This window comes from Sphingomonas sp. 37zxx (assembly GCF_000786205.1).
GTDB lineage: Bacteria > Pseudomonadota > Alphaproteobacteria > Sphingomonadales > Sphingomonadaceae > Sphingomonas.
Window position 1 is genome coordinate 77,808 of the sequence record NZ_JROH01000001.1, and the last position, 20,169, is coordinate 97,976.

20 protein-coding genes are annotated in these 20,169 nt (G+C 65.0%); 14 read left to right on the forward strand and 6 right to left on the reverse strand.

Features of this window, described 5'->3' with window-relative positions:
* On the forward strand, positions 1–621 hold the full coding sequence (locus QU44_RS00385) for a MarC family protein (RefSeq protein ID WP_033919394.1): 621 nt from the start codon (positions 1–3) through the stop codon (positions 619–621).
* Positions 622–671: 50 nt separating this feature from the next.
* Here the strand turns inward: QU44_RS00385 and QU44_RS00390 are convergent, their stop codons facing one another.
* A complete protein-coding gene (locus QU44_RS00390; RefSeq protein WP_033919395.1) occupies positions 672–2,447 on the reverse strand; it encodes a hypothetical protein in 1,776 nt (591 codons plus the stop codon).
* Between the two features lie 206 nt (positions 2,448–2,653).
* Here QU44_RS00390 and QU44_RS00395 point away from each other — a divergent pair, with 206 nt between their 5' ends.
* Positions 2,654–3,049, forward strand: coding sequence for a GtrA family protein (locus QU44_RS00395; protein ID WP_231621551.1), 396 nt, complete (start codon positions 2,654–2,656; stop codon positions 3,047–3,049).
* A 13-nt stretch (positions 3,050–3,062) separates the two neighbouring features.
* Entirely contained in the window at positions 3,063–3,791 is a 729-nt protein-coding gene (locus QU44_RS00400) for a class I SAM-dependent methyltransferase (RefSeq protein WP_033919398.1), read from the forward strand.
* 87 nt (positions 3,792–3,878) lie between these two features.
* Here QU44_RS00400 and QU44_RS00405 read toward each other — a convergent pair whose 3' ends face one another.
* Entirely contained in the window at positions 3,879–4,904 is a 1,026-nt protein-coding gene (locus tag QU44_RS00405; RefSeq protein WP_052134180.1) for a glycosyltransferase family 2 protein, read from the reverse strand.
* A 96-nt stretch (positions 4,905–5,000) separates the two neighbouring features.
* A complete protein-coding gene (locus QU44_RS00410; RefSeq protein ID WP_033919400.1) occupies positions 5,001–6,098 on the reverse strand; it encodes an alkene reductase in 1,098 nt (365 codons plus the stop codon).
* A gap of 56 nt (positions 6,099–6,154) precedes the next feature.
* On the opposite strand from QU44_RS00410, the gene QU44_RS00415 reads away from it, so the two are divergent.
* The 6 genes from QU44_RS00415 (at position 6,155) to QU44_RS00440 (ending at position 13,588) form a co-directional block, all read left to right on the forward strand.
* Entirely contained in the window at positions 6,155–7,120 is a 966-nt protein-coding gene (locus tag QU44_RS00415) for a DMT family transporter (protein ID WP_081987767.1), read from the forward strand.
* A gap of 11 nt (positions 7,121–7,131) precedes the next feature.
* Positions 7,132–7,800, forward strand: coding sequence for a COQ9 family protein (locus QU44_RS00420; protein WP_033919402.1), 669 nt, complete (start codon positions 7,132–7,134; stop codon positions 7,798–7,800).
* Between the two features lie 78 nt (positions 7,801–7,878).
* Positions 7,879–8,118: a FeoA family protein gene (locus QU44_RS00425; protein WP_231621552.1), complete on the forward strand. Its 240-nt coding sequence runs from the start codon at positions 7,879–7,881 to the stop codon at positions 8,116–8,118.
* 29 nt (positions 8,119–8,147) lie between these two features.
* Entirely contained in the window at positions 8,148–9,998 is a 1,851-nt protein-coding gene (gene feoB, locus QU44_RS00430; RefSeq protein ID WP_033919406.1) for a ferrous iron transporter B, read from the forward strand.
* Positions 9,999–10,091: 93 nt separating this feature from the next.
* Entirely contained in the window at positions 10,092–12,767 is a 2,676-nt protein-coding gene (ppc, locus tag QU44_RS00435; protein ID WP_033919568.1) for a phosphoenolpyruvate carboxylase, read from the forward strand.
* A 56-nt stretch (positions 12,768–12,823) separates the two neighbouring features.
* Positions 12,824–13,588: an exonuclease domain-containing protein gene (locus QU44_RS00440; RefSeq protein ID WP_033919408.1), complete on the forward strand. Its 765-nt coding sequence runs from the start codon at positions 12,824–12,826 to the stop codon at positions 13,586–13,588.
* Here the strand turns inward: QU44_RS00440 and QU44_RS00445 are convergent.
* From QU44_RS00445 to QU44_RS00455, 3 genes are all read right to left on the reverse strand, one after another.
* Positions 13,585–14,664, reverse strand: coding sequence for a 5-(carboxyamino)imidazole ribonucleotide synthase (locus QU44_RS00445; RefSeq protein WP_033919409.1), 1,080 nt, complete (start codon positions 14,662–14,664; stop codon positions 13,585–13,587). The genes QU44_RS00440 and QU44_RS00445 overlap by 4 nt on opposite strands.
* A complete protein-coding gene (gene purE / locus QU44_RS00450; protein WP_033919410.1) occupies positions 14,661–15,146 on the reverse strand; it encodes a 5-(carboxyamino)imidazole ribonucleotide mutase in 486 nt (161 codons plus the stop codon). The genes QU44_RS00445 and purE overlap by 4 nt, the downstream gene beginning before the upstream one ends.
* A gap of 86 nt (positions 15,147–15,232) precedes the next feature.
* Positions 15,233–16,465, reverse strand: a complete 1,233-nt coding sequence (locus QU44_RS00455; protein ID WP_033919411.1) for an SAM-dependent methyltransferase — start codon at positions 16,463–16,465, stop codon at positions 15,233–15,235.
* 134 nt (positions 16,466–16,599) lie between these two features.
* On the opposite strand from QU44_RS00455, the gene QU44_RS00460 reads away from it, so the two are divergent.
* The 5 genes from QU44_RS00460 to QU44_RS00475 all read left to right on the forward strand — a co-directional run bounded on the left by QU44_RS00460 (position 16,600) and on the right by QU44_RS00475 (position 20,163).
* Positions 16,600–17,226 carry a LuxR C-terminal-related transcriptional regulator gene (locus QU44_RS00460; protein ID WP_081987768.1) on the forward strand — a complete coding sequence of 209 codons (627 nt, stop codon included), beginning with the start codon at positions 16,600–16,602 and terminating at the stop codon, positions 17,224–17,226.
* Between the two features lie 64 nt (positions 17,227–17,290).
* Positions 17,291–18,115 (forward strand): CatB-related O-acetyltransferase, encoded by an 825-nt coding sequence (locus QU44_RS18825; RefSeq protein ID WP_269429151.1) that lies wholly within the window; start codon positions 17,291–17,293, stop codon positions 18,113–18,115.
* Between the two features lie 59 nt (positions 18,116–18,174).
* Positions 18,175–18,351 (forward strand): hypothetical protein, encoded by a 177-nt coding sequence (locus QU44_RS18435; protein ID WP_197054198.1) that lies wholly within the window; start codon positions 18,175–18,177, stop codon positions 18,349–18,351.
* Positions 18,352–18,430: 79 nt separating this feature from the next.
* Positions 18,431–19,108: a spermidine synthase gene (locus tag QU44_RS00470; RefSeq protein ID WP_033919413.1), complete on the forward strand. Its 678-nt coding sequence runs from the start codon at positions 18,431–18,433 to the stop codon at positions 19,106–19,108.
* Between the two features lie 125 nt (positions 19,109–19,233).
* Positions 19,234–20,163 (forward strand): hypothetical protein, encoded by a 930-nt coding sequence (locus QU44_RS00475; RefSeq protein ID WP_033919571.1) that lies wholly within the window; start codon positions 19,234–19,236, stop codon positions 20,161–20,163.
* The last annotated feature ends 6 nt before the right edge of the window (positions 20,164–20,169 follow it).

Genomic DNA, 20,169 nt, shown 5'->3' on the forward strand with positions numbered 1-20,169 from the left:
GTGCTCGAGCTGTTCGTTTCCTCGTTCATTACCTTTTTCGTGATCATCGATCCGCCGGGCTGCGCGCCGATCTATGCCGGGCTCACTTCGGGCGCGTCGCCGGCACAGCGGCGTTCGATGGCGGTGCGCGCGACGATGATCGCAGGCGGCATCCTGTTCGGCTTTGCGCTGTTCGGCGAAGATTTGCTGCGGGTGCTGCATATCAGCCTTGATGCGTTCAAGATCGCGGGCGGCATCATGCTGTTCCTGATCGCGCTCGAAATGGTGTTCGAAAAGCGCACTCAGCGCCGCGAGGACCGCGCGCAACAGATCATGGATACCCCCGAGGTCGACGACGTCGCCGCCTTCCCGATGGCGATGCCGATGATCGCCGGCCCTGGATCGATCGCTTCGGTGATGCTGATGATGAGCCAGAATAGCGGGCTGCCGGCGGCGCTGACGGTGCTGGGGGCGCTGTTGCTGGTACTGGTCGTGACGATGCTGGCGCTGATCGCCGCCGGGCCGATGATGCGGGTGATGGGGGTGAAGATCGAAGCGGTGATCACGCGGTTGCTGGGCGTGCTGCTGGCCGCGCTGGCGACGCAGTTCGTGCTCGATGGGCTGGCGGCGACGGTATTGTAGCGAACCGTTCGTTTTTCGACTTCGCTCGAAACGAACGGCAGCGGTTCAGGCTATCGTATCCGCCACAGGCGATAGGGCGAATTGCGCGGCAGCGGCACGCTCTCGAGGAATGCCGGCACCTGGCCGCGCACGATCTGGGCATAGAAGCCCTTCGGCGACCGCGCGCGATAATTGGTCGTTTCGGCCATGTTGGGACAGATCAGCAGATAGGTCGCGCCATGCGATCGGGCGATCTGCCGGAACTGCGCCGCCGATCCCTGAAAGGCGTGGTGGACATCGAGGATCGCGTCGCCATTGCGATGATATGGCCCGGTGATGCCGCTGTGCCGCGTGCCGACGATCAGGCGCGGGGCGAGATCGACATGGGTGAAGAAGGTTGCCGGCGGCACCCGGTTGAGCGTGGCCAGCGCCGGCAGGCTGGTGCAGCGAGCGCCGGCGCGGTTGATCATCTTGGCCCGTGCATCGGGCCGATCGACCGGCATCCAGCGCACGACCAGCCCTGAAAACAGACCCGATACCAGCAGGAAGGCGGCAGCGGTGCCGAGCACGCGCACCAGCACCGATCGGCGCGACAACAGCCAGGGGAAGAGCAGCCAGCCCAAGGCGGTCGCGCCGGGCACCGCCAGCAACTGCGCCGCCGGGGCCGCGCGGACCTGCCACAACAGCATCGCCCCGGCAAAGGCGGTGAACAGCGCCACCGCCACCCAGCCGACGAAGCGTTCGCTGCCGCGCGCGCGCCAGCTGGCGATGATCGCGCCGATCAGGCCGATGACCGGCATCACCGCGATCGGAAAGGCGGTGTCGAACGGGTGGCGGTAGATCGGCTTGGCCTCGCGCACATTGCTCAGCCAGGTGCGGGCGAGTTCCTCCGAAACCCCCTCCGGGCGGCCCAGGCATTGCGGGAACAACAGCGCGAAGCCGCCGACGATTACCCCGCCTGCGACCACCGACGCGATCAGCCGCGCGGCGCGGTTCACAGGGTTCGCCGCCGCCAGCGCGAGCAGCAGCGCACCCGCCACGACCATCACCGACAGCCACACCGGCGTCAGCGCATCACATCGCATCGCGTAGTTGGCGGTCGAGGCAAAGGCGGCAAAGCCGATCGCGCAGCCGCCGCCCAGCGTTACGGCATAGGCCGCCATCCGCCGGGCTTCGCCCCGATCCCACACCCATCGCAGCGCGATTACCGCGCCCGCGCTGGCGCAATAGGGCAGCATCTCGAGCCCGATGCTGAGCGAAAACGCACTCGCAAGGCCCACCACCGCGCCGCCGCGCGCGCGGCGCGGATCGGCGAGGCCGGCCACTGTCACCGCCAAAGCCGCCAATTGCCAGCCATGATGATCGATCCGCAGCGGCCAGAACATGCGCATGGTCACCCCGCAGCCCAGCAGGAACACGATCGCCAGCGGCCAGGCGAGCGGCGCGATCAGCCGCCGTGCCACCAGCGCGATCCCAGCCATCGTGATCGACAGCGGCAGCAACGGCGCAAAGCCCACCGCCAGCCGCTCGGCCCAGGCGGGGGTGGTGAACCAGCCGAAGAACCAGATTAGTGCAGCGATCGGCAAGTCGACGATCCGCGACCAGTGGATGTCGATGCCGCGCGGCGGGTCCATCCGATATTGGCGCAGATCATACCAGCCCTGGCCGTCCATCCATGCGCGCACTTGCGCCAGCCGCAGATTATCGTCGGTGTCGGCCAGCGCCAGCCAATGGATCGGACCCCAGCGTTGCTGGATAAAGAAGACAACCACCGCGACCCATGCCAGCAGCGTCCAGCGCAGCCAGTGGCGGTCGAGGTCGCGGGCAAGGTCGAAGCCCTTTGGCATGATCAAATCGGCTTCCCTCAACGTAGCGACAAGACTAGGGCACATCCCTTCCCGATCGTCCTGCGCTTGTCGAAGCGCCGTCCTTTGCTTTGGGGTAAGGGACAGCGTTTCGACAGGGTCGGCACGAGGGGAGACGGGCACTCCCTATCTCAGCGGGCGCAAAGGGCAAGGATGGCGTGGCGGCGGTGATTCGACAGATACGGGCAATGCGCGGGCATCCTATGGTCGGCCAGCTGGTGCGCTTCCTGTTCGCAGGCGGCATCACCACCGCGTTGTACACCGCGGTCTATCTGCCGCTCGCCACCTGGGTGTTCGCGCGCGACCAGGCGGTGTTCGCGGTGCCGCCCGCCTTTCTGGTCGCGGTCACCGCAGGCTTTTGGCTGCACAGCCGCTGGAGTTTTCGCGGGCATGGTGAGCGCACCGGCGCGGGGCAGCAGGCCAAGTTCGTCGGGGTTCAGGCAAGCGGCCTGGCGATGCACGCTGCGATCACCTGGGTCGCGACCGATTTGCTCAACCAGCCTCCCTGGGTGCCATTGATCCCCGGCGTCATCCTGGTGCCGATCGTCACTTTCTTCCTCAACCGCCAATGGGTTTTTCGCTGATGGGACATAGCTGATGGATCGTATCGTCTATGACCGGATGGCGGCGCACGACACTACCCATTGGTGGTATCGCGCGCGGCGCGACATTCTGGCGGATTATGTCGCGCGCGAGGGTGGATTGCCCGCCGATGCGCGGATCCTCGAGATTGGCTGCGGCACCGGGCATAATCTGCCGATGCTGGCGCGCTTCGGCGAGGTCGATGCGATCGAGATTGATCCAGCCGCTGCCGAATTCGCCAGCGCACGGCTGGGCAAGCCGGTCGGCACCGCGCCGCTGCCGCAGCTCACCGGGGTGGCGCGCGGCAGTTATGACATGGTCGCGGTGCTGGATGTGGTCGAGCATATCGAGGACGATGTCGGCGCGCTGCGCGGGATCGCCGATACGCTCAAGCCCGGCGGCTGTGTTCTCATTACCGTGCCCGCGCACCCCTGGATGTGGTCGGCGCATGATGTGGTGAACCATCATCACCGCCGCTATTCCAAGGCGACGCTGGGCGCAGCGCTGACGGAGGCAGGGCTGACGCATAATGGCCTTCGCTATTTCAACTCGCTGCTGTTTCCGCTGGCGGTGGGCGCGCGTGCGTTCGGGAAGCTGACCGGCAAGGACGACAGCGACGATTCACCGCCGCCGGGGCCGGTCAATGCGCTGTTCGAGACGGTGTTCGGGTTCGAGCGGCATTTGATCGGGCGGGTGCCGTTGCCGCCGGGGCTGTCGATCATCACGATCGCGCGGAAAGGCTAGATCGTCTTGCCGGGCTAGACCCGGCATCCAGGACGGAGTTTGCCACCAGCTTATCGCTTGTGGTGGATCGTGCAGCTGGACCCCGGATCAAGTCCGGGGTGACGAAGGAGGAGCCGGGGTGACCGCCTCGCCCATCTGCCCGTCGCCGGCGCGATAGCCAAGCGTCGCCACCCCCTGCACCGGCCCGGCGACATCGGCGACCAGATAGAGCGGGCGGCGTTTCGATTCGACGTATAGCCGCCCCAGATATTCGCCGATCATCCCCAGCACGAACATTTGCACCGCGCCCAGGAACACCGTCACCAGCATCATCGACGTCCACCCCTGCACCGCGCTGCCGGTGAAGAAGCCGATGCCGATATAGATCAGCAGCAGGAACGACAGCGCGAACAGCCACATGCCGATATGGCTGGCGAAGCGAAGCGGCGCGGTCGAGAAGCCGGTGACCGCGTCGAAGGCGAAGCTGAGCATTTTCGACAGCGGATATTTGGTCTCGCCGGCATGACGCTCGGCACGGTCATAGGCGAAGGGCACTTGGCGGAACCCGACCCACGCCACCATCCCGCGAATGAAACGCGCCTGTTCGGGCATCGACAGCAAGGCATCGAGCGCGCGGCGGCTCATCAGGCGGAAGTCGCCGGTGTCGAGCGGGATCGGCGTGTCGGTGACGCGATCGAGCACGCGGTAAAACACAGCGGCGGTCAGCTTTTTGAAAAAAGTTTCGCCTTCGCGTCGGCGGCGCACGGCATAGACGACGTCAGCCGATTCGGCGGCCATCACCGCGCGCATCTGCGGCAGCAATTCGGGCGGATCCTGTAGATCGGCGTCGAGGATCAGGATCTGCTCGCCCGAGCATAGATCGAGGCCGGCGGTGAGCGCCAATTGGTGGCCGTGGTTGCGCGACAGATTGATCGCCACCAGCCGGGGGTCGGCGGCGGCAAGCCGCTGCATCACCGGCCAGCTTTCGTCGCGCGATCCGTCATTGACCAGGACGATCTCATGGTCGTTGCCGACCGCATCGATCGCCGCAGCCGACACCCGCGCATGCAGCGTGTCGAGGCAAGCAGCCTCGTTGAAACAGGGAATGACGATCGAAAGCGCGGGGCGGTGCATGGCCCGGCTTTAGCCGAAGCAGCGGGGAGGGCAAATAACGCTTCGTCGCTCCCCCGCCGCCCGCTTGCTGGCGGAACGGCGGGAGGCGTTGGCGGCTTATGCCGCTTCGGTTTCCAGCGTCGGATAATCGGTATAGCCCTCGGGGCCACGCGAATACCAAGTGGGGACGTCATCCTTGGTCAATGGCGCGTCCTGTTCCAGCCGCGCCGGCAGGTCGGGATTGGCGAGGAACGGGCGACCGAAAGCGACCGCGTCCGCAGCACCCGATTCGACGACGTCGCGGGCGCGTGTGCCGTCGAAATCCTGGTTGAGCACGAGCACGCCGTCATAGGCCTTGCGGAAGGCGGGCGAGATCGGCGGCTGGGTGGTCGAGCCGAACGTGCCGTCGGGGCCGGGTTCGCGCAGTTCGACAAAGGCCAGCTTCTTGCCCGACAGATAGTGCGCGATCGGCAGGAACAACGCCTCGGGATTGCTGTCGATCACCCCCTGGGTGTCGCCATTGGGCGAGAAGCGTACCGAGGTGCGATCGCCGCCGGCGACATCGACGATCCGGTCGATCGCCTCGCGCAGCAGGCGCGCGCGATTTTCGGGGCTGCCGCCATATTCGTCTTCGCGCAGGTTAGTGTTGTCGCGCAGGAACTGGTCGATCAGATAGCCATTGGCTGCATGCAGCTGCACCCCGTCAAAGCCGGCATCGAGCGCGTTTTGCGTCGCGCGGGCGTAATCGTCGAGCACGCGCTGGATGTCGTCGAGCGTCGCTGCGCGCGCCATGCCATAGCCGCGCTTTTCGCCGCTCGATAAATAGGTGCGGACCGAGCCGGGTGCCTGCGTCGCCGAGGACGACAGGGGCGCGTCGCCGCCGAGGAAATCGGGGTGGACCAGCCGGCCCATGTGCCAAAGCTGGGCGACGATCCGGCCGCCGGCCTTGTGAACCTGTTCGAGCACCGGCTTCCAACCTTCGACTTGTTCGTCGGTCCACAGGCCCGGGGCATAGGCCCAGCCAAGCCCTTCGCGGCTGATGCCGGTGGCTTCGCTGATGATTAGGCCTGCAGAGGCGCGCTGCGCGTAATAGTCGCCCATGATCGCCGTTGGCACGCTGTCTTGCGTCGCGCGACCGCGGGTCAGCGGGGCCATCAGCACTCGGTTGGGCGCTTGCACTGCGCCAAGGGTAATCGGATCGAACAAACCAGCCATAAGGGGCTCCTTTGAAAGTTTCAGGACGAAACGCAAATGGGGCGCTAGGGGGCGCTATGCACCCCACCAAGTCCACAACCAAAACTACGGTCGACCCAAGCCCGGCTCCGGGGATCGGCCCGATCCTTGCGGTGATCGCCGCCAATATCGCGCTCGCCTTTGGCCCATTGTTCGTGCGGATGGCCGATACCGGGCCGGTCGCGGCTGCCTTTTGGCGAATCGCGCTGGCGGTGCCGGTGCTGCTGATCGCTGCCTTTGCGCTGAAGGAGCGGCCGATCGCTTCGGCGCGGGGGTTGTGGGGGTTGCTGCTGTTCTCCGGCGTCGCCTTTGCCGCAGATCTGGCGAGCTGGCATTTCGGGATCATGCGCACGACGCTCGCCAATTCGACGCTGTTCGGCAATTCGGCGACGTTCATCTATCCGATCTATGGCTTTCTGATCGCGCGGATGTGGCCGACGCGGATGCAGGCGGTGGCGTTGCTGCTGGCAGGGCTGGGCGCGGTGCTGTTGCTCGGGCGATCGGCCGAATTGTCGCCGCGCAACCTGGCGGGCGATATGTTCTGTCTGCTCGCGGGCGTGCTCTATGCCCTTTATTTCATCCTGATGGCGCGGGCGCGGACGAGGATGCTGCCGGTGTCGGCATTGGCGCTGTCGTCGGTCGCGTCGATCGTGCCGCTGCTGCTTTTCACGGTGTTGCTGGGCGAACAGATCATGCCGAGCCAATGGACACCGCTTATCCTGCTCGCGCTGATCAGCCAGGTGATCGGCCAGGGGCTGATGATCTATGCGCTGGGGCATCTCTCGCCGTTGGTGGTGGGGCTGGCGCTGTTGTTGCAGCCGGTGGTGGCGGGAACGATCGGCTGGGCGATGTATGGCGAGCGGCTGGGGACGCTCGACTTGGTCGGCGCGCTGCTGGTCGGGGCAGCATTGGTGCTGGTGCGGCGGGGGGCACCCAAAGCATCGCCCGAGGGGGAGGTGACGAAAGAGCCGTTGCCGGTGGCGGCGGCGGACCCTAGATCATAATGGATTGGAGAATGCCCGTGGCCGACCTGCCCGAAGATGCGACGCTTGAGGAAATCCGTGCAGCGCTTGCCGCGCGAATCGCCCCCAATGCCGCCTTCGACGGCTGGACGCAGGCAGCGGTCGATGCGACGGCGGCGCAGATCGGTGTCGACCCCGACATCGCCCGGCTGGCGTTTCGCAACGGCCAGGTCGACATGATCGACGCCTGGTTCGCACAGATCGACCGCGTGATGATCGAGGCGGTGCCGGCAGAGCGGCTGGCGGCAATGAAAATCCGCGAGAAGATCGCAGCGTTGGTCGAGGCGCGGCTCGATGCGCTGGCCCCTGATCGCGAGGCGCTTCGCCGCGCGGTGGCGATCCTGGCGATGCCGCAGCATCTGGCGCGCGCGGCGCGGCTGGGCTGGCGATCGGCCGACCTGATGTGGCGGCTCGCGGGCGATACCGCGACCGATTATAATCACTATACCAAGCGCGCGATCCTGGGCAGCGTCTATGCCGCGACGATCAGCGTGTTCCTGAACGACGAAAGCGAAGGCCATGTCGAAACGCGCGACTTCCTGGCGCGGCGGATCGAGGGGATCATGCGTTTCGAAAAGGCCAAGGCCAAGTTGCTGACCCCAAAGACGCACCGGCTGAGCCTGACGCGCTTTATCGGTCGGCTTCGCTATCCGGTGGTTTGACGCGGGCGCAAAAGACAACAGAAATCGCTGGCGTTTACTGTGAGTTATTGATAATCGCTCGCAATGCTTTCGCCGGTCATGAGTCTCGCCCAACTGCCGCACGCTTTTCGTGCCGTGGTCGAATCGGTCGATTGGTCGCGGCTCTCCGCGCCTGAAGCCAAGCGGCTGCGCGAATTGGGCCTGGACGAGGGCGTGTCGGTCGAGATGGTGCATCGCGCGACGATCGGCGGCGGCCCGCTGGCGTGCCGGATCGGGCGGATGACCGTGGCGCTTCGCCGCCATGTCGCGCAGACGATCCATGTCGTTCCCGCAGGTTGAGGCAGCCTGAACAAGGCATTGCCCCGGTCATGAATCAACCTCCTATGGTCGCGCTGGTCGGCAATCCCAATGCCGGCAAAAGCGCGCTGTTCAACGCGCTCACCGGTGCGCGGCAAAAAGTGGGCAATTATCCCGGCGTTACCGTCGAGCGGCATTCGGGGCGGATGGCGCTTGGCGATGGACGGCCGGTCGAGCTGCTCGACTTGCCCGGCACCTACAGCCTCGACCCCGAAAGCCCCGACGAGCGGGTGACTCGCGATGTGGTGACCGGGGCGTTGGCGGGCGAACGCCGGCCGGACGCGCTGGTGGTGGTGGTCGATGCCAGCAATCTCGATAATCATCTGCGTTTTGTCTTGCAGCTCAAGACGCTCGGGCTGCCGATCGTGCTTGCGCTCAACATGGTCGACCTGGCCGAGCGCGATGGGCTGGTGCTCGATCCGCAGGCGCTGGCCAAGGCGATCGACCTGCCGGTGATCGCGACCGTCGCGGTGCGGCGGCGCGGGTTGCCTGAGTTGCGCGAGGCGTTGTCGGCGCTGTTGCTGGCCGGTGCGCCGGCAGCGACGGTGGCGGGTGCGGTGCCCGAGCTGCATACCTTGCAGCGCGAGGCGCGCGAGCTGGCGCGGATCGCGACGGTAAGCGAAACCAGCGTGCGTCGCTGGACCCATCGGATCGATCATATCGTGCTGCATCCGATCTGGGGCACCGCGATCCTGCTGGCATTGTTGTTCACGATGTTTCAGGCGGTGTTCGCCTGGTCCGAAGCACCGATCGGCTGGATCGAGGACGGGATGGCGGCACTGGGCGGCGCGGTGGCGGCGGTGCTGCCCGATGGTTTCGTCCAATCGCTGATCGTCGATGGCATCATCGCCGGTGTCGGCGCGGTGATCGTGTTCCTGCCGCAGATTTTGATCCTGTTCGCCTTCATCCTGCTGCTCGAAGCATCGGGCTATATGGTGCGCGCGGCGTTCCTGATGGACCGGCTGATGGCCAGCGTCGGGCTGTCGGGGCGCGCGTTCATCCCGCTGTTGTCGAGCTTTGCCTGCGCGATTCCCGGCATCATGGCGACTCGGACGATCGATGATGAAAAGGACCGGCTAACCACGATCCTGATCGCGCCGCTGATGACCTGTTCGGCGCGGTTGCCGGTGTACACCATCATCATCGGCGCGTTCATTCCCGATCGCGCGGTGGGGCCGGGAATCGGGCTGCAGGGACTGGTGCTGTTCGCGCTCTATATCCTGGGGATCGTCGGTGCGTTCGTGGTCGCGCTGGTGCTGCGCCGGACGGTGGCCAAGGGTGCGTCGTCGGGCTTCATGCTCGAAATGCCGCGCTACCAGATGCCGCAACTGCGCGATTTCGCGATCGGGTTATGGCAACGCGCCGAGGCGTTTCTGAAGCGTGCAGGGTCGATCATTCTGCTCACCACGGTGGCGCTGTGGGCGCTGCTGACCTTTCCGCAGGCTCCCACCGGGCAGAGCCAGGTCGAATATTCGATAGCAGGCAGGATCGCGAGCGGGATCGAGGTCGTGGTCGCGCCGATCGGCTTCAATCATGACATCGCCTTGGCGCTGATCCCGGCGATGGCGGCACGCGAAGTCGCGGTGGCGGCGATCGGCACCGTCTATGCCGTCGAGGATTCGGAAGGCGAAAGCGGGCAGGCGACGATCCGCGAGCAGTTACAGGCGCGCTGGAGCCTGCCGACGGCGCTGGCTTTCCTCGCCTGGTTCGTGTTCGCGCCGCAATGTATTTCGACGATCGCGGTGACCAGGCGTGAGACTAATGGCTGGAAATGGCCGATGTTCATGCTCGGCTATCTGTTTGCGCTTGCCTATGTCGCGGCGGGGATCACCTATTGGAGCGCGCGCGCGCTGGGATTGTAACGCGCCCGGAATGTACGAATGTGGCGTTTGGACTTGTGACGGCGCAATTTAACAACGGTTGACCTGGCCGCTGTCGCAATGCAGCAAGAACCCATGGCCAGTCTCCCTTCGATCACCAACAATCCCGACATCCGCTTTCTGGGCCGCCTGCTCGGCGACGTCATTCGTGCCTATGGCGGCGAGGAATTGTTCAAGCGCACCGAATATATCCGATCGACTTCGGTCGACCGGCATCGCGGCGTCGCGGGGGCCGACGCGATCGACCAGGGGCTCGACCGGTTGAGCCTGGACGAAACGCTCGATTTCGTGCGCGGGTTCATGCTGTTTTCGATGCTGGCGAATCTGGCCGAGGATCGGCAGGGGATTACGATCGACGAGGGTGCCGATGTCGCGCACACGCTGACCCGGCTGGCCGAGGACGGCATCGACCGCGCGCAAGTGATGGCGCTGATGCAGAACGCGCTGATCGCGCCCGTACTGACCGCGCACCCGACCGAAGTGCGGCGCAAATCGATGATCGATCACCGCAACCGGATCGCCGAGCTGATGGCGCTGAAGGATCGCGGGATTGACGAGACCGAGGACGGCGACCAGGTCGACGAAGCCATCCTGCGCCAGATCGCGTTGCTGTGGCAGACGCGGGTGCTGCGGCGCGAGCGGCTCTACGTCACCGACGAGGTCGAGACCGCGCTTGCCTATCTGCGCGACGTGTTTCTGCCGACGCTGCCTGCCTTGTATGCGCGCTGGGACCGGGCGCTGGGCGAGCGTTGCCCGAGTTTCCTGAAACCCGGCAGCTGGATCGGCGGCGATCGCGACGGCAATCCTTACGTCACCGCCGAATCGCTCGGCCATGCGCTGCGCCGGGCGGCTGAGACTGCGATCGGCCATTATCTTGATGCGGTGAACGCGCTGGGGGCCGAGCTGTCGATCTCGACCGAGATTTCGCACGTCAATGGCGAGGTCGGGCGGCTGGCCGAGTCGAGCGGCGATCATGCGCTGAGCCGCGCCGACGAGCCGTATCGCCGGGCGCTGTCGGGGATTTACGCGCGGCTGGCGGCGACGCACCAGAAATTGGTGGGCAAGCGCCCGCCCTTACCCGGCCCGCTGACCGGCGAGGCTTATGATACCCCGCAGGCGCTGCGCGACGATCTGGCGTCGATCGCGCGTGCGCTGGCGGCCAATGGATCGGGGGCGCTGGCATCGGGCGGGGCACTGGGGCGGTTGATCCGTGCGGTCGAGGTGTTCGGCTTTCACCTGGCGACGCTCGACCTGCGGCAAAATTCGGCGGTGCATGAGCGCGTGGTCGCTGAATTGCTCAAAGGCGCGGGCGTCGAGGCCGATTATCTGTCGCTCGACGAGGATGCGCGGGTGGCGCTGCTTCGCCGCGAACTTGAAAGCCCGCGCCCGCTCACCAGCCCCTATGCCGATTATTCGGAAGAGACTGCGGGCGAGCTGGCGATCCTGCATGCGGCGGCGAGCGCGCATGCGACTTATGGCCGCGAGTGCATCCGCAACTACGTGATTTCGATGGCGCAGTCGGTGTCGGACCTGCTCGAAGTCCATTTGATGCTCAAGGAAGCCGGGCTTTACGTGCCGGGTGAGCAGCCGCAGGCGCATATCATGGTGGTGCCGCTGTTCGAAACCGTCGCCGATCTCGAGGCGGCGCCCGCGATCATGGCTGATTGGTTCGCCTTGCCCGAGGTCGCTGCCGTGGCGCGGGCGCGCGGGCATCAGGAAGTGATGATCGGCTATTCGGATTCGAACAAGGATGGGGGTTACCTCACCTCGACCTGGCAATTGTCGCGCGGATCGACCGCGCTGGCGCCGGTGTTTGAAAAGGCCGGGGTCGCGATCCAGCTGTTCCATGGGCGCGGCGGCGCGGTGGGGCGGGGCGGTGGGTCTGCGTTCGCGGCGATCCAGGCGCAGCCGCCGGGGACGGTGCAGGGGCGTATCCGAATCACCGAACAGGGCGAGGTGATCGCGGCGAAATACGGCACGCGGGCAAGCGCGATGGTGAACCTGGAAGCGATGACTGCCGCGACTTTGCGCGCCAGCCTCGAACCGGTGCGGCTGGCGGCGGCTGATTCGGAGCGGTTTTGCGCCGCGATGGACGAATTGTCGGCGACCGCGTTCAAGGCGTATCGCGGACTGGTGTACGAGACCGACGGGTTTCGCACCTTTTTCCGCCAGATGACGCCGATCGCCGAAATCTCGGGCCTTAAAATCGGGTCGCGCCCGGCGTCGCGCAAGAAATCCGACGCGATCGAGGATCTGCGTGCGATCCCCTGGGTGTTTAGCTGGTCGCAGGCGCGGGTGATGCTGCCGGGCTGGTATGGCGTCGGCGCGGCGTTGCAGGCGTTCCCCGACAAGGGGCTGCTGCGCGAAATGGCGGCGGGATGGCCGTTCTTTGCCGCGACGCTGGCGAATATGGAGATGGTGCTGGCCAAGTCCGACATGGGGGTCGCTGCGCGCTATGCTGCCTTGGTCGAGGATCGGACGATGGCCGATCGCATCTTCGGCCAGATCCGCGATGGCTGGCAGGCGACGCATGACGGGTTGCTGACGATCACCCGCCAGACGCGATTGCTCGAAAAGCATCCGGCGCTCGAAACCTCGATCCGGTTGCGGACCCCCTATATCGAGCCGCTGAACCTGTTGCAGATCGAATTGCTCAAACGCTATCGCGCCGGCGAGGACGATCCCCGGATCGGCGAGGGCATTTTGCTGTCGATCAACGCGATCGCTACGGCGCTGCGCAACAGCGGCTAGGCCATCAGGGTGCGAAGGGGCTGGCCTTCGCGCCGGCTTGCCCCCACATATCGCCGATGCGCGCCCCCAAGCCCCAGATCATCCGAGTTATCGACCTAGAAACCACCGGCAACGCCCCGCCCGCCCATGCGGTGTGCGAGATCGGCTGGCAGGACGTCGCGCTGGGCGAAGATGGCCGCTGGGAATTATATGGCGAGGGCGGATCGACGCTGGTGAACCCAGGGCGACCGATCCCGCCGATTACGCAGGCGATCCACCACATCCTCGACGAACAGGTCGCCGATGCGCCCTATTGGCACGACGTCGCGCGCCAGGCGCTCGATCCGTGGCCGCGCCGGCTGGCGCTGGCGGCGCATCGCGCGAGCTTCGAGGAGCAATATTGCACCCCGCCGCTCACCCGATCGGCCGATTGGATCTGCACCTGGAAATGCGCGATGCGGCTATGGCCCGATTCGCCGAGCTTTTCGAACCAGGTGCTGCGCTATTGGCGCAGGCCCGAGGGGATCGATCATGCGCGCGGGCTGCCGATCCACCGCGCCTTTCCAGACGCTTATGTCACCGCGTTCCACCTGCGCGACATGCTCAATGAGTCGTCGCTGGCGCAATTGCTCGAATGGTCGCGCGTGCCCGGATTGTTGCCGCGCGTGCGCTATGGCCCCGATCGCGGCAAGGAATGGTCCGAGATCGAGGATGAATCGCTCCAGAAGTTCCTGGGCGACCGCGACGAGGATGTCCGCTTCACCGCCGAGACCGAACTGGCGCGGCGAAGCGAAGGCGGGTCGGTGGGCCGCCGCGATGCGAGCGACTGGCTGCTGATCTAGCGAATCACTCGCGTGACATGCCCCATCTTGCGACCGGGGCGGCTCTCATGCTTGCCATAGAGGTGCACATGCGCGCCGGGGACCGACAGGAATCGCGCGGCTCCTGCTGCGTCGTCGCCGATCAGGTTGAGCATTTCGACGCTGGTGCCCGTCAGGCTGGTCGGCCCCAAGGGCGACCCGCAGATGGCGCGGATATGGTTTTCGAATTGCGAGGTTTCGGCACCTTCGATCGTCCAATGGCCGCTATTGTGGACGCGCGGGGCCATTTCGTTGAAGATCGGACCCTCGGCACCGACGAAGAATTCGATCGCCAGCACTCCGACATGATCGAGCGCTTCGGCCACGCGACCGGCAAGCGCGGCGGCTTCGGTCCATTGCGCGGCGACTTCGGGCGGGGCGGGGAGCGTCGAGGTCGCGAGGATGCCGTCACGATGGACATTGTGTGGCGGGGCATAGCTGGTGGTGTCACCGTCCAGGCCGCGCACCAGCAGGATCGAGAATTCATGGGTGAAATCGACGAACGCTTCGAGCACCGCCGGGCCGCCGCCGATCGTTGCCCAGGCGGCGTCGGCATCTTCGGGGGAGGCGATCCGGGCCTGCCCCTTGCCGTCATAGCCAAAGCGCGTGGTTTTCAGCACCGCTGGTGTGCCGATTTGCGCGATCGCGGCATCGAGTGCTGCGCGGTCGGCAACCGGCACCCAGGGTGCGGCGCGTCCGCCGAGCTGCTCGACGAAGCGCTTTTCGGCGACGCGGTCCTGCGCGGTCACCAGCGCCGCGATCGAAGGACGCACCGCGACGCGATCGGCCATGTCGGCAAGCGCTTCGGCGGCGACATTCTCGAACTCATAGGTGACGACATCGACGACGCTGGCGAATGCACCCAGCGCGGCGGCATCGTCATAGGCACCGCGGGTGAAGGCGGCGGCGACGTCGTTGGCGGGGCCGGTGACCGGGGCATAGATGTGGCAGCGATAGCCAAGCTGCGCCGCCGCGATCGCCAGCATTCGGCCGAGCTGGCCGCTGCCAAGGATGCCGATCGTCGAGCCGGGAGCCAGGGCGGCGGGGGTATCGTTCATGCTGGTACCTCGGGAACGCGGTTCGTTTGCTGGGTGCGCCAGTCGATGAGGCGGTCGCGCAATTCGGCGTCCTCCAGCGCGAGGATCGATGCGGCCATCAGGCCGGCATTGGTCGCGCCGGCGGCACCGATCGCGAGCGTGCCGACGGGAACGCCGGCGGGCATCTGGACGATCGAGAGCAGGCTATCCATGCCGCTCAGCGCCTTTGACTGCACCGGTACGCCGAGCACCGGCAGATGAGTCATCGCCGCGACCATGCCAGGCAGATGCGCTGCGCCGCCAGCACCCGCGACGACGATCTTCAGGCCGCGCGTGGCGGCGCTTTCGGCATAATCGTGCAGCCGCTGGGGCGTGCGGTGCGCCGACACGACGCGCGTTTCATAGGGGACATCCAGCGTATCGAGCATGTCTGCGGCGGCGCGCATCGTCTCCCAATCGGAGGTGCTGCCCATGATAATGCCGACCAACGGTGCCCGTGTCATGCTCGCTCCCAAGCCGTTAGGAGCGCGATGTCCTAGCGGCGGCGGCGGGGCAGGGCAATCCGCACAGGTGCTTCTTTCGGACGCGCTCAGCCGCCGGAACGCAGCGCCTGTTCGCGCTCGTTGATGTAATCGCGGGTAAGCGGCAGCGCATCGCGGTCGCGCGCGAACTGAACCTGATAGTTGACCAGGCCGCCATGATCGAAACTCACCTGGCTGCCGGCAAGATAATAGGTCCACATCCGGTAAAACCGCTCGTCATAGAGCGCGACGATCGCATCCTTGGCGGCGACGACGCGATCATACCATTGCGCCAGCGTGTAGCCATAATGGCGGCGCAGCACCTCGACATCGGTGACGAACATCCGCAGCCCTTCATTGGCGCGGATGATTTCGGACAAGGCAGGGATATAGCCGCCGGGGAAGATATATTTGGCGGTGAAGGCATCGGTGACGCCGGGGCCGCCCGCGCGGCCGATGGTGTGGAGCAGCATCACCCCGGTCGGCGTGAGCAGCTCGCGGACCTTGCGCATGAAGGCACCGTAATGCGCCGGGCCGACATGTTCGAACATGCCCACCGAGACGATCCGGTCGAATTGGCCGGTGACGTCGCGATAGTCGATCAGCTCGAACTTCACCTGCGCCGAAACGCCCGCTTCCTCGGCGCGGCGGCGCGCGACCTTTAGCTGCTCCTCCGACAGGGTGACGCCAAGCACATCGGCCCCGGTCTTGGCGTTGAGATACAGCGCCATGCCGCCCCAGCCGCAGCCGATGTCGAGCACGCGCATGCCGGGTTCGATCGCGAGCTTGGCGGCGATATGCGCCTTTTTGTCGTCCTGCGCCTGTTCGAGCGTATTCGAGGGATCGGTATAATAAGCGCAGCTATATTGCCGGTCGGCATCGAGGAACAGGTCGTACAGACGATCGCTGAGGTCATAGTGATGCGCGACGTTGCGCTTCGATCGCCGCGCCATGTTCACCCGATCGATCCGGAAGCGGACATTGTCGAAATGACGGCGGAACGCGCTGGCGTCTAGTGTCCCGCGCCCCTCCTCCCAGCGATTATTGGCGGTAGCGATCGCAAGGAAATCCCGAATGTCGCCGTGTTCGATCAGCAACCGCCCGTCCATGAATGCCTCGGCCGAGCCCAGCGACGGATCGGCAAGCAATTGCCGAAGCGCGCGGCTGTCGGCGAAGCGGATCGCCACCGGCTTCATCGCCGGATCGGCGGTGCCGTAGGTGGCGGTGCGGCCGCCGGGGAAGGTTACGGTGAGTTCGCCGCGACGAATGGCACGCGACAGGAAGCGATCAATCAAGGACATGGCTGCCTGCTAGCCCATAACCAGTGTGATGCAAACGACACGCTGCGGCGCGGTATCGGAACAATGTCAAAAATGAGGACCGGGTACGCCGGCTGGACTGGATAACGCCCATCCCACGCACTATATTGCTGGTAATGGCTACGATCTCTCCGAATGCTCCCCGGCTCGAAGCTACTTTCGAAGGCTTGATCGAAAATAGTCCGATCGCGTCGGTGATCAGTAATCCGCGATTGCAAGACAACCCTATCGTTGCTTGCAACGAAGCGTTTTGCCATCTTACCGGCTATCCGCGCGACCAAGTGGTCGGGCGCAATTGCCGCTTCCTCTCGGGGCCGGGCACCGAACCCTGGCTGACCGAGGAAATTCGTGCGGGCGTTCGAGAACACCGCCCGACGCTGGTCGAGATCCTGAACTACAAAGCCGACGGCACACCGTTCCGTAACGCGGTGCTGGTCGCGCCGATCTATGACGAAACCGACGAACTGTTGTATTTCTTGGGCTCGCAAGTTGAGATTCCCGAAGGAGCGACCGGACCTTCGAACAGCCGCCGGATCAAGGCCGCCGAAACGGTGAAGGCTTTGTCCGAACGCCAGCGCCAGGTGCTCGAAATGGTCGCCAAGGGCCTGCTGAACAAGCAGATTGCAGGCATTTTGGGGCTGTCGGAAAAGACGGTGAAGATGCACCGCGCGATCGTGATGGAGCGACTGGGTATTCACCGCACCGCTGAAATGGTGCGCGTGGCGGTTGAGGCTGGGTTATAAGGCTCCGGCTACAGGATAGCCGGTGGCGATAAATGGAAAGCTGGCGCTAGGCGCGCGATAGGTCGTGGCGTACAGCGCGGAGATGGTGTCGCAAATCTCTCCCTCCGCTCAAGCCGTTAGCCAAGCGCACCAAGTGCGGATCGCTGCTGAAGTTGTTTTCGGTTTTCCGGAGCCCAAGGAAACGCTGCTCGAAGCGCCGGTGAGCATCCGCAAAGGTATCTACGACGTCGATTTCGTCGGTGCCTATAGCTACCTAGGTGGGCGCGAGACGTTCATTCGTCACGTTTCGACGATTGGTCGATTTTGTTCGATCGCAAGCAACATCGTTTCGGGTCAAGTCGAACATCCGACCGACTTTCTGTCCGCATCACCGGTTTTGACCGGCTTCGACGAGTTCGGCGATTTAAGCCAGTTTTATGGTGACAACCGTCTAATGGTTGACAAGGCAGTCGCCGCGATCGGCAATTCGATGTCGAACCGGATTGAAAAGATCAGCATCGGCAATGATGTCTGGATCGGCGAAGGCGCATTTATTCGACGCGGCGTTAAAATCGGCGATGGCGCGGTAATTGCCGCGCGTTCGGTCGTCACCAAAGATGTCGCGCCATATGCGATTGTTGGCGGTTCTCCCGCTAAGGTCATCCGGTTCCGATTCGAGCAGAAGGTAATAGACGCGCTACTTGGGCTGCAATGGTGGAACTATGGCTTGTCCGCGATCAAGGGGGCCGATTTCACCGATGTCGATCAAGCGATCCTAGCCATTGAGCGCAACATCGCGTCTGGCGATGCCCAGCCGTACAGCGGAAGGCTCGTTAAAATTGGCGAAGACGGGCAGGCCACCGCGTGGCACTACAGTCGTGAGCAAAACGCTTTGTTGCCCCGCGCCTAAAGCGGGTTCTCCGCGCTTGTTCAGGATCCTATCCAACGCCCGCCAGCGAGCGATAGCCGATGCGAACTAAAGCCAGCGTCTGCGCGCGCAAAAGGCGGTTCGGTTCGGCGGGCGAGGCCGCCGATCATGCGGTGGCGATCGGGTTGCCGTTGCTGCCCTATCGCTGCGATCGGTGTGACCTTTTTCATCTGACCAGCCGGACCAAGGGGAAATGGCGACCATTGCCCAAGCCGTGACGCTCGGCTTGTCGCCCCACGCGCTTTTGGCTTATGCGCCTCCAAGCGATCCAGCCCGAATAGTGGAAGCGACCCCGATTTGATCCCCCGCGAATTGATCGGCACCGCGCAGGTGCCCGACGGCGAAGAACTCAAGCTGTTTCGGCGCGGCGACGATTTCATGATCGTCCTGCAACGCAACGAGCTGATGAACAGTCGAATGAGCGGGTCTGAGGAAGCGCTGGCGACGATGACCTGCGAGCGGCTGGCGCAGCGCAAGGCGCTGCGTATCCTGATCGGCGGCTATGGCATGGGGTTCACGCTGCGAGCGGCGCTTGCGGTGCTGCCGGGCGATGCCGAACTGGTGGTCGCCGAACTGGTGCCCGAGATCGTCGCATGGGCGAAGGGACCGATGGCGGCGCTGACCGCCGGATGCCTGGACGACGCGCGTGTTTCGGTGGTGTTCGAGGATGTCGCGGCCTCGATCGACAAGGCCAAGGGCGAATATGACGCGATCCTGCTCGATGTCGACAACGGCCCTGACGGGCTGACCCGGCTGGGCAATGACCGGCTCTATTCGTCGAGGGGGGTGGCGGCGGTGCGGCGGGCGCTGAAGCCCGGCGGGGTGCTGGCGGTGTGGTCAGCCGCGCCCGATGCCCCGTTCGCGCGGCGGCTGCGTGAGGGTGACCTGACGGTCGACGAAGTCGTCGTGCGCGCGCGCAGCAACGGCAAGGGCGCGCGCCACGTCATCTGGTTCGCGCGGCGGCCTGAGGCATGACGGGGGACCACCCCGCGCCGGGGAGCCGAATCCCGATCTGGGTCGTAGCGCCGACAAGGTAAGGCATGGCGGCGGCTTTCCGCGCGTGGCAGGTCGGAGCATCCGATTTCACGAAAGAGCCGATGATGCGCATTTTCGCATGCCTAGCCGCCACCAGCCTGCTCGCCGCGCCTGCTTTTCCCCAGGGCGAGGGGCCGTTCACCGTCGTCGAACAGGGCCGGAGCTTCGGCAATCTATATGATGCGGTGCAGGCGATCGGCGACGGCACGGGGACGATCCGGATCGCGCCGGGGCGCTATCGCGACTGCGCGGTGCAAGAGGCGGGGCGGATCAGCTTCGTCGCGACGACGCCGGGCAGCGTGGTGTTCGATTCGGCGATCTGCGAGGACAAGGCGACGTTCGTGCTGCGCGGGCGGGGCAGCAAGGTGGACGGGATCGTCTTCACCCGCACCTTCGTAAACGACGGCAATGGCGCTGGCATCCGGATCGAGAAGGGTGACCTCGAGGTCGTCAATTCGATGTTCGTCGATGGCCAGTGCGGCATCCTGTCGGCGAGCGATCCGCAATCGACGATCAGCGTCGACAAATCGACCTTCGCGCGGCTGGGCAAGCATCCCGACGGATCGGGCGCGCACGCGCTGTATATCGGCGACTATGGCGCGCTGAAGGTGACGCGATCGCGCTTCGAGCAGGGCACCGGCGGTCATTATGTCAAGAACCGCGCCCCGCGGGTCGAGATCGTCGACAACAGCTTCGACGACAGCAAGGGACAGGCGACCAATTATATGATCGACCTGTCGAACGGCGCGGTGGGGCGGATCGCCGACAACAGCTTCGTCCAGGGGAACGGCAAGGACAATTGGACGACGATGATCACCGTCGCGCCCGAGGGGGCCGAGAACGTATCGGCGGGTCTGGTGGTGGAGAATAACCGCGCATCGACGGTGCCGGGATTCAGGAACGATACCGTGCTGGTGCGGAACTGGTCGAGTGATAAGCTGGTGTTGCGCGGTAATATGCTGAGCGGTCGGATGACCGAATATGCGCGGCAATAAGGGGGC

Bases quoted from the DNA above. Each gene is read 5' to 3' on its own strand.
- QU44_RS00475 (WP_033919571.1), top strand. From the start codon at position 19,234: ATGCGCATTTTCGCATGCCTAGCCGCCACCAGCCTGCTCGCCGCGCCT.
- ppc (WP_033919568.1), top strand. From the start codon at position 10,092: ATGGCCAGTCTCCCTTCGATCACCAACAATCCCGACATCCGCTTTCTG.
- QU44_RS00405 (WP_052134180.1), bottom strand. From the start codon at position 4,904: ATGCACCGCCCCGCGCTTTCGATCGTCATTCCCTGTTTCAACGAGGCT.
- QU44_RS00390 (WP_033919395.1), bottom strand. From the start codon at position 2,447: ATGCCAAAGGGCTTCGACCTTGCCCGCGACCTCGACCGCCACTGGCTG.
- feoB (WP_033919406.1), top strand. From the start codon at position 8,148: ATGAATCAACCTCCTATGGTCGCGCTGGTCGGCAATCCCAATGCCGGC.
- QU44_RS18435 (WP_197054198.1), top strand. From the start codon at position 18,175: ATGCGAACTAAAGCCAGCGTCTGCGCGCGCAAAAGGCGGTTCGGTTCG.
- QU44_RS00410 (WP_033919400.1), bottom strand. From the start codon at position 6,098: ATGGCTGGTTTGTTCGATCCGATTACCCTTGGCGCAGTGCAAGCGCCC.
- QU44_RS00445 (WP_033919409.1), bottom strand. From the start codon at position 14,664: ATGAACGATACCCCCGCCGCCCTGGCTCCCGGCTCGACGATCGGCATC.
- QU44_RS00420 (WP_033919402.1), top strand. From the start codon at position 7,132: ATGCCCGTGGCCGACCTGCCCGAAGATGCGACGCTTGAGGAAATCCGT.
- QU44_RS00425 (WP_231621552.1), top strand. From the start codon at position 7,879: ATGAGTCTCGCCCAACTGCCGCACGCTTTTCGTGCCGTGGTCGAATCG.
- purE (WP_033919410.1), bottom strand. From the start codon at position 15,146: ATGACACGGGCACCGTTGGTCGGCATTATCATGGGCAGCACCTCCGAT.
- QU44_RS00440 (WP_033919408.1), top strand. From the start codon at position 12,824: ATGCGCGCCCCCAAGCCCCAGATCATCCGAGTTATCGACCTAGAAACC.
- QU44_RS00455 (WP_033919411.1), bottom strand. From the start codon at position 16,465: ATGTCCTTGATTGATCGCTTCCTGTCGCGTGCCATTCGTCGCGGCGAA.
- QU44_RS00460 (WP_081987768.1), top strand. From the start codon at position 16,600: ATGGCTACGATCTCTCCGAATGCTCCCCGGCTCGAAGCTACTTTCGAA.
- QU44_RS00415 (WP_081987767.1), top strand. From the start codon at position 6,155: ATGCACCCCACCAAGTCCACAACCAAAACTACGGTCGACCCAAGCCCG.
- QU44_RS00395 (WP_231621551.1), top strand. From the start codon at position 2,654: ATGCGCGGGCATCCTATGGTCGGCCAGCTGGTGCGCTTCCTGTTCGCA.
- QU44_RS00400 (WP_033919398.1), top strand. From the start codon at position 3,063: ATGGATCGTATCGTCTATGACCGGATGGCGGCGCACGACACTACCCAT.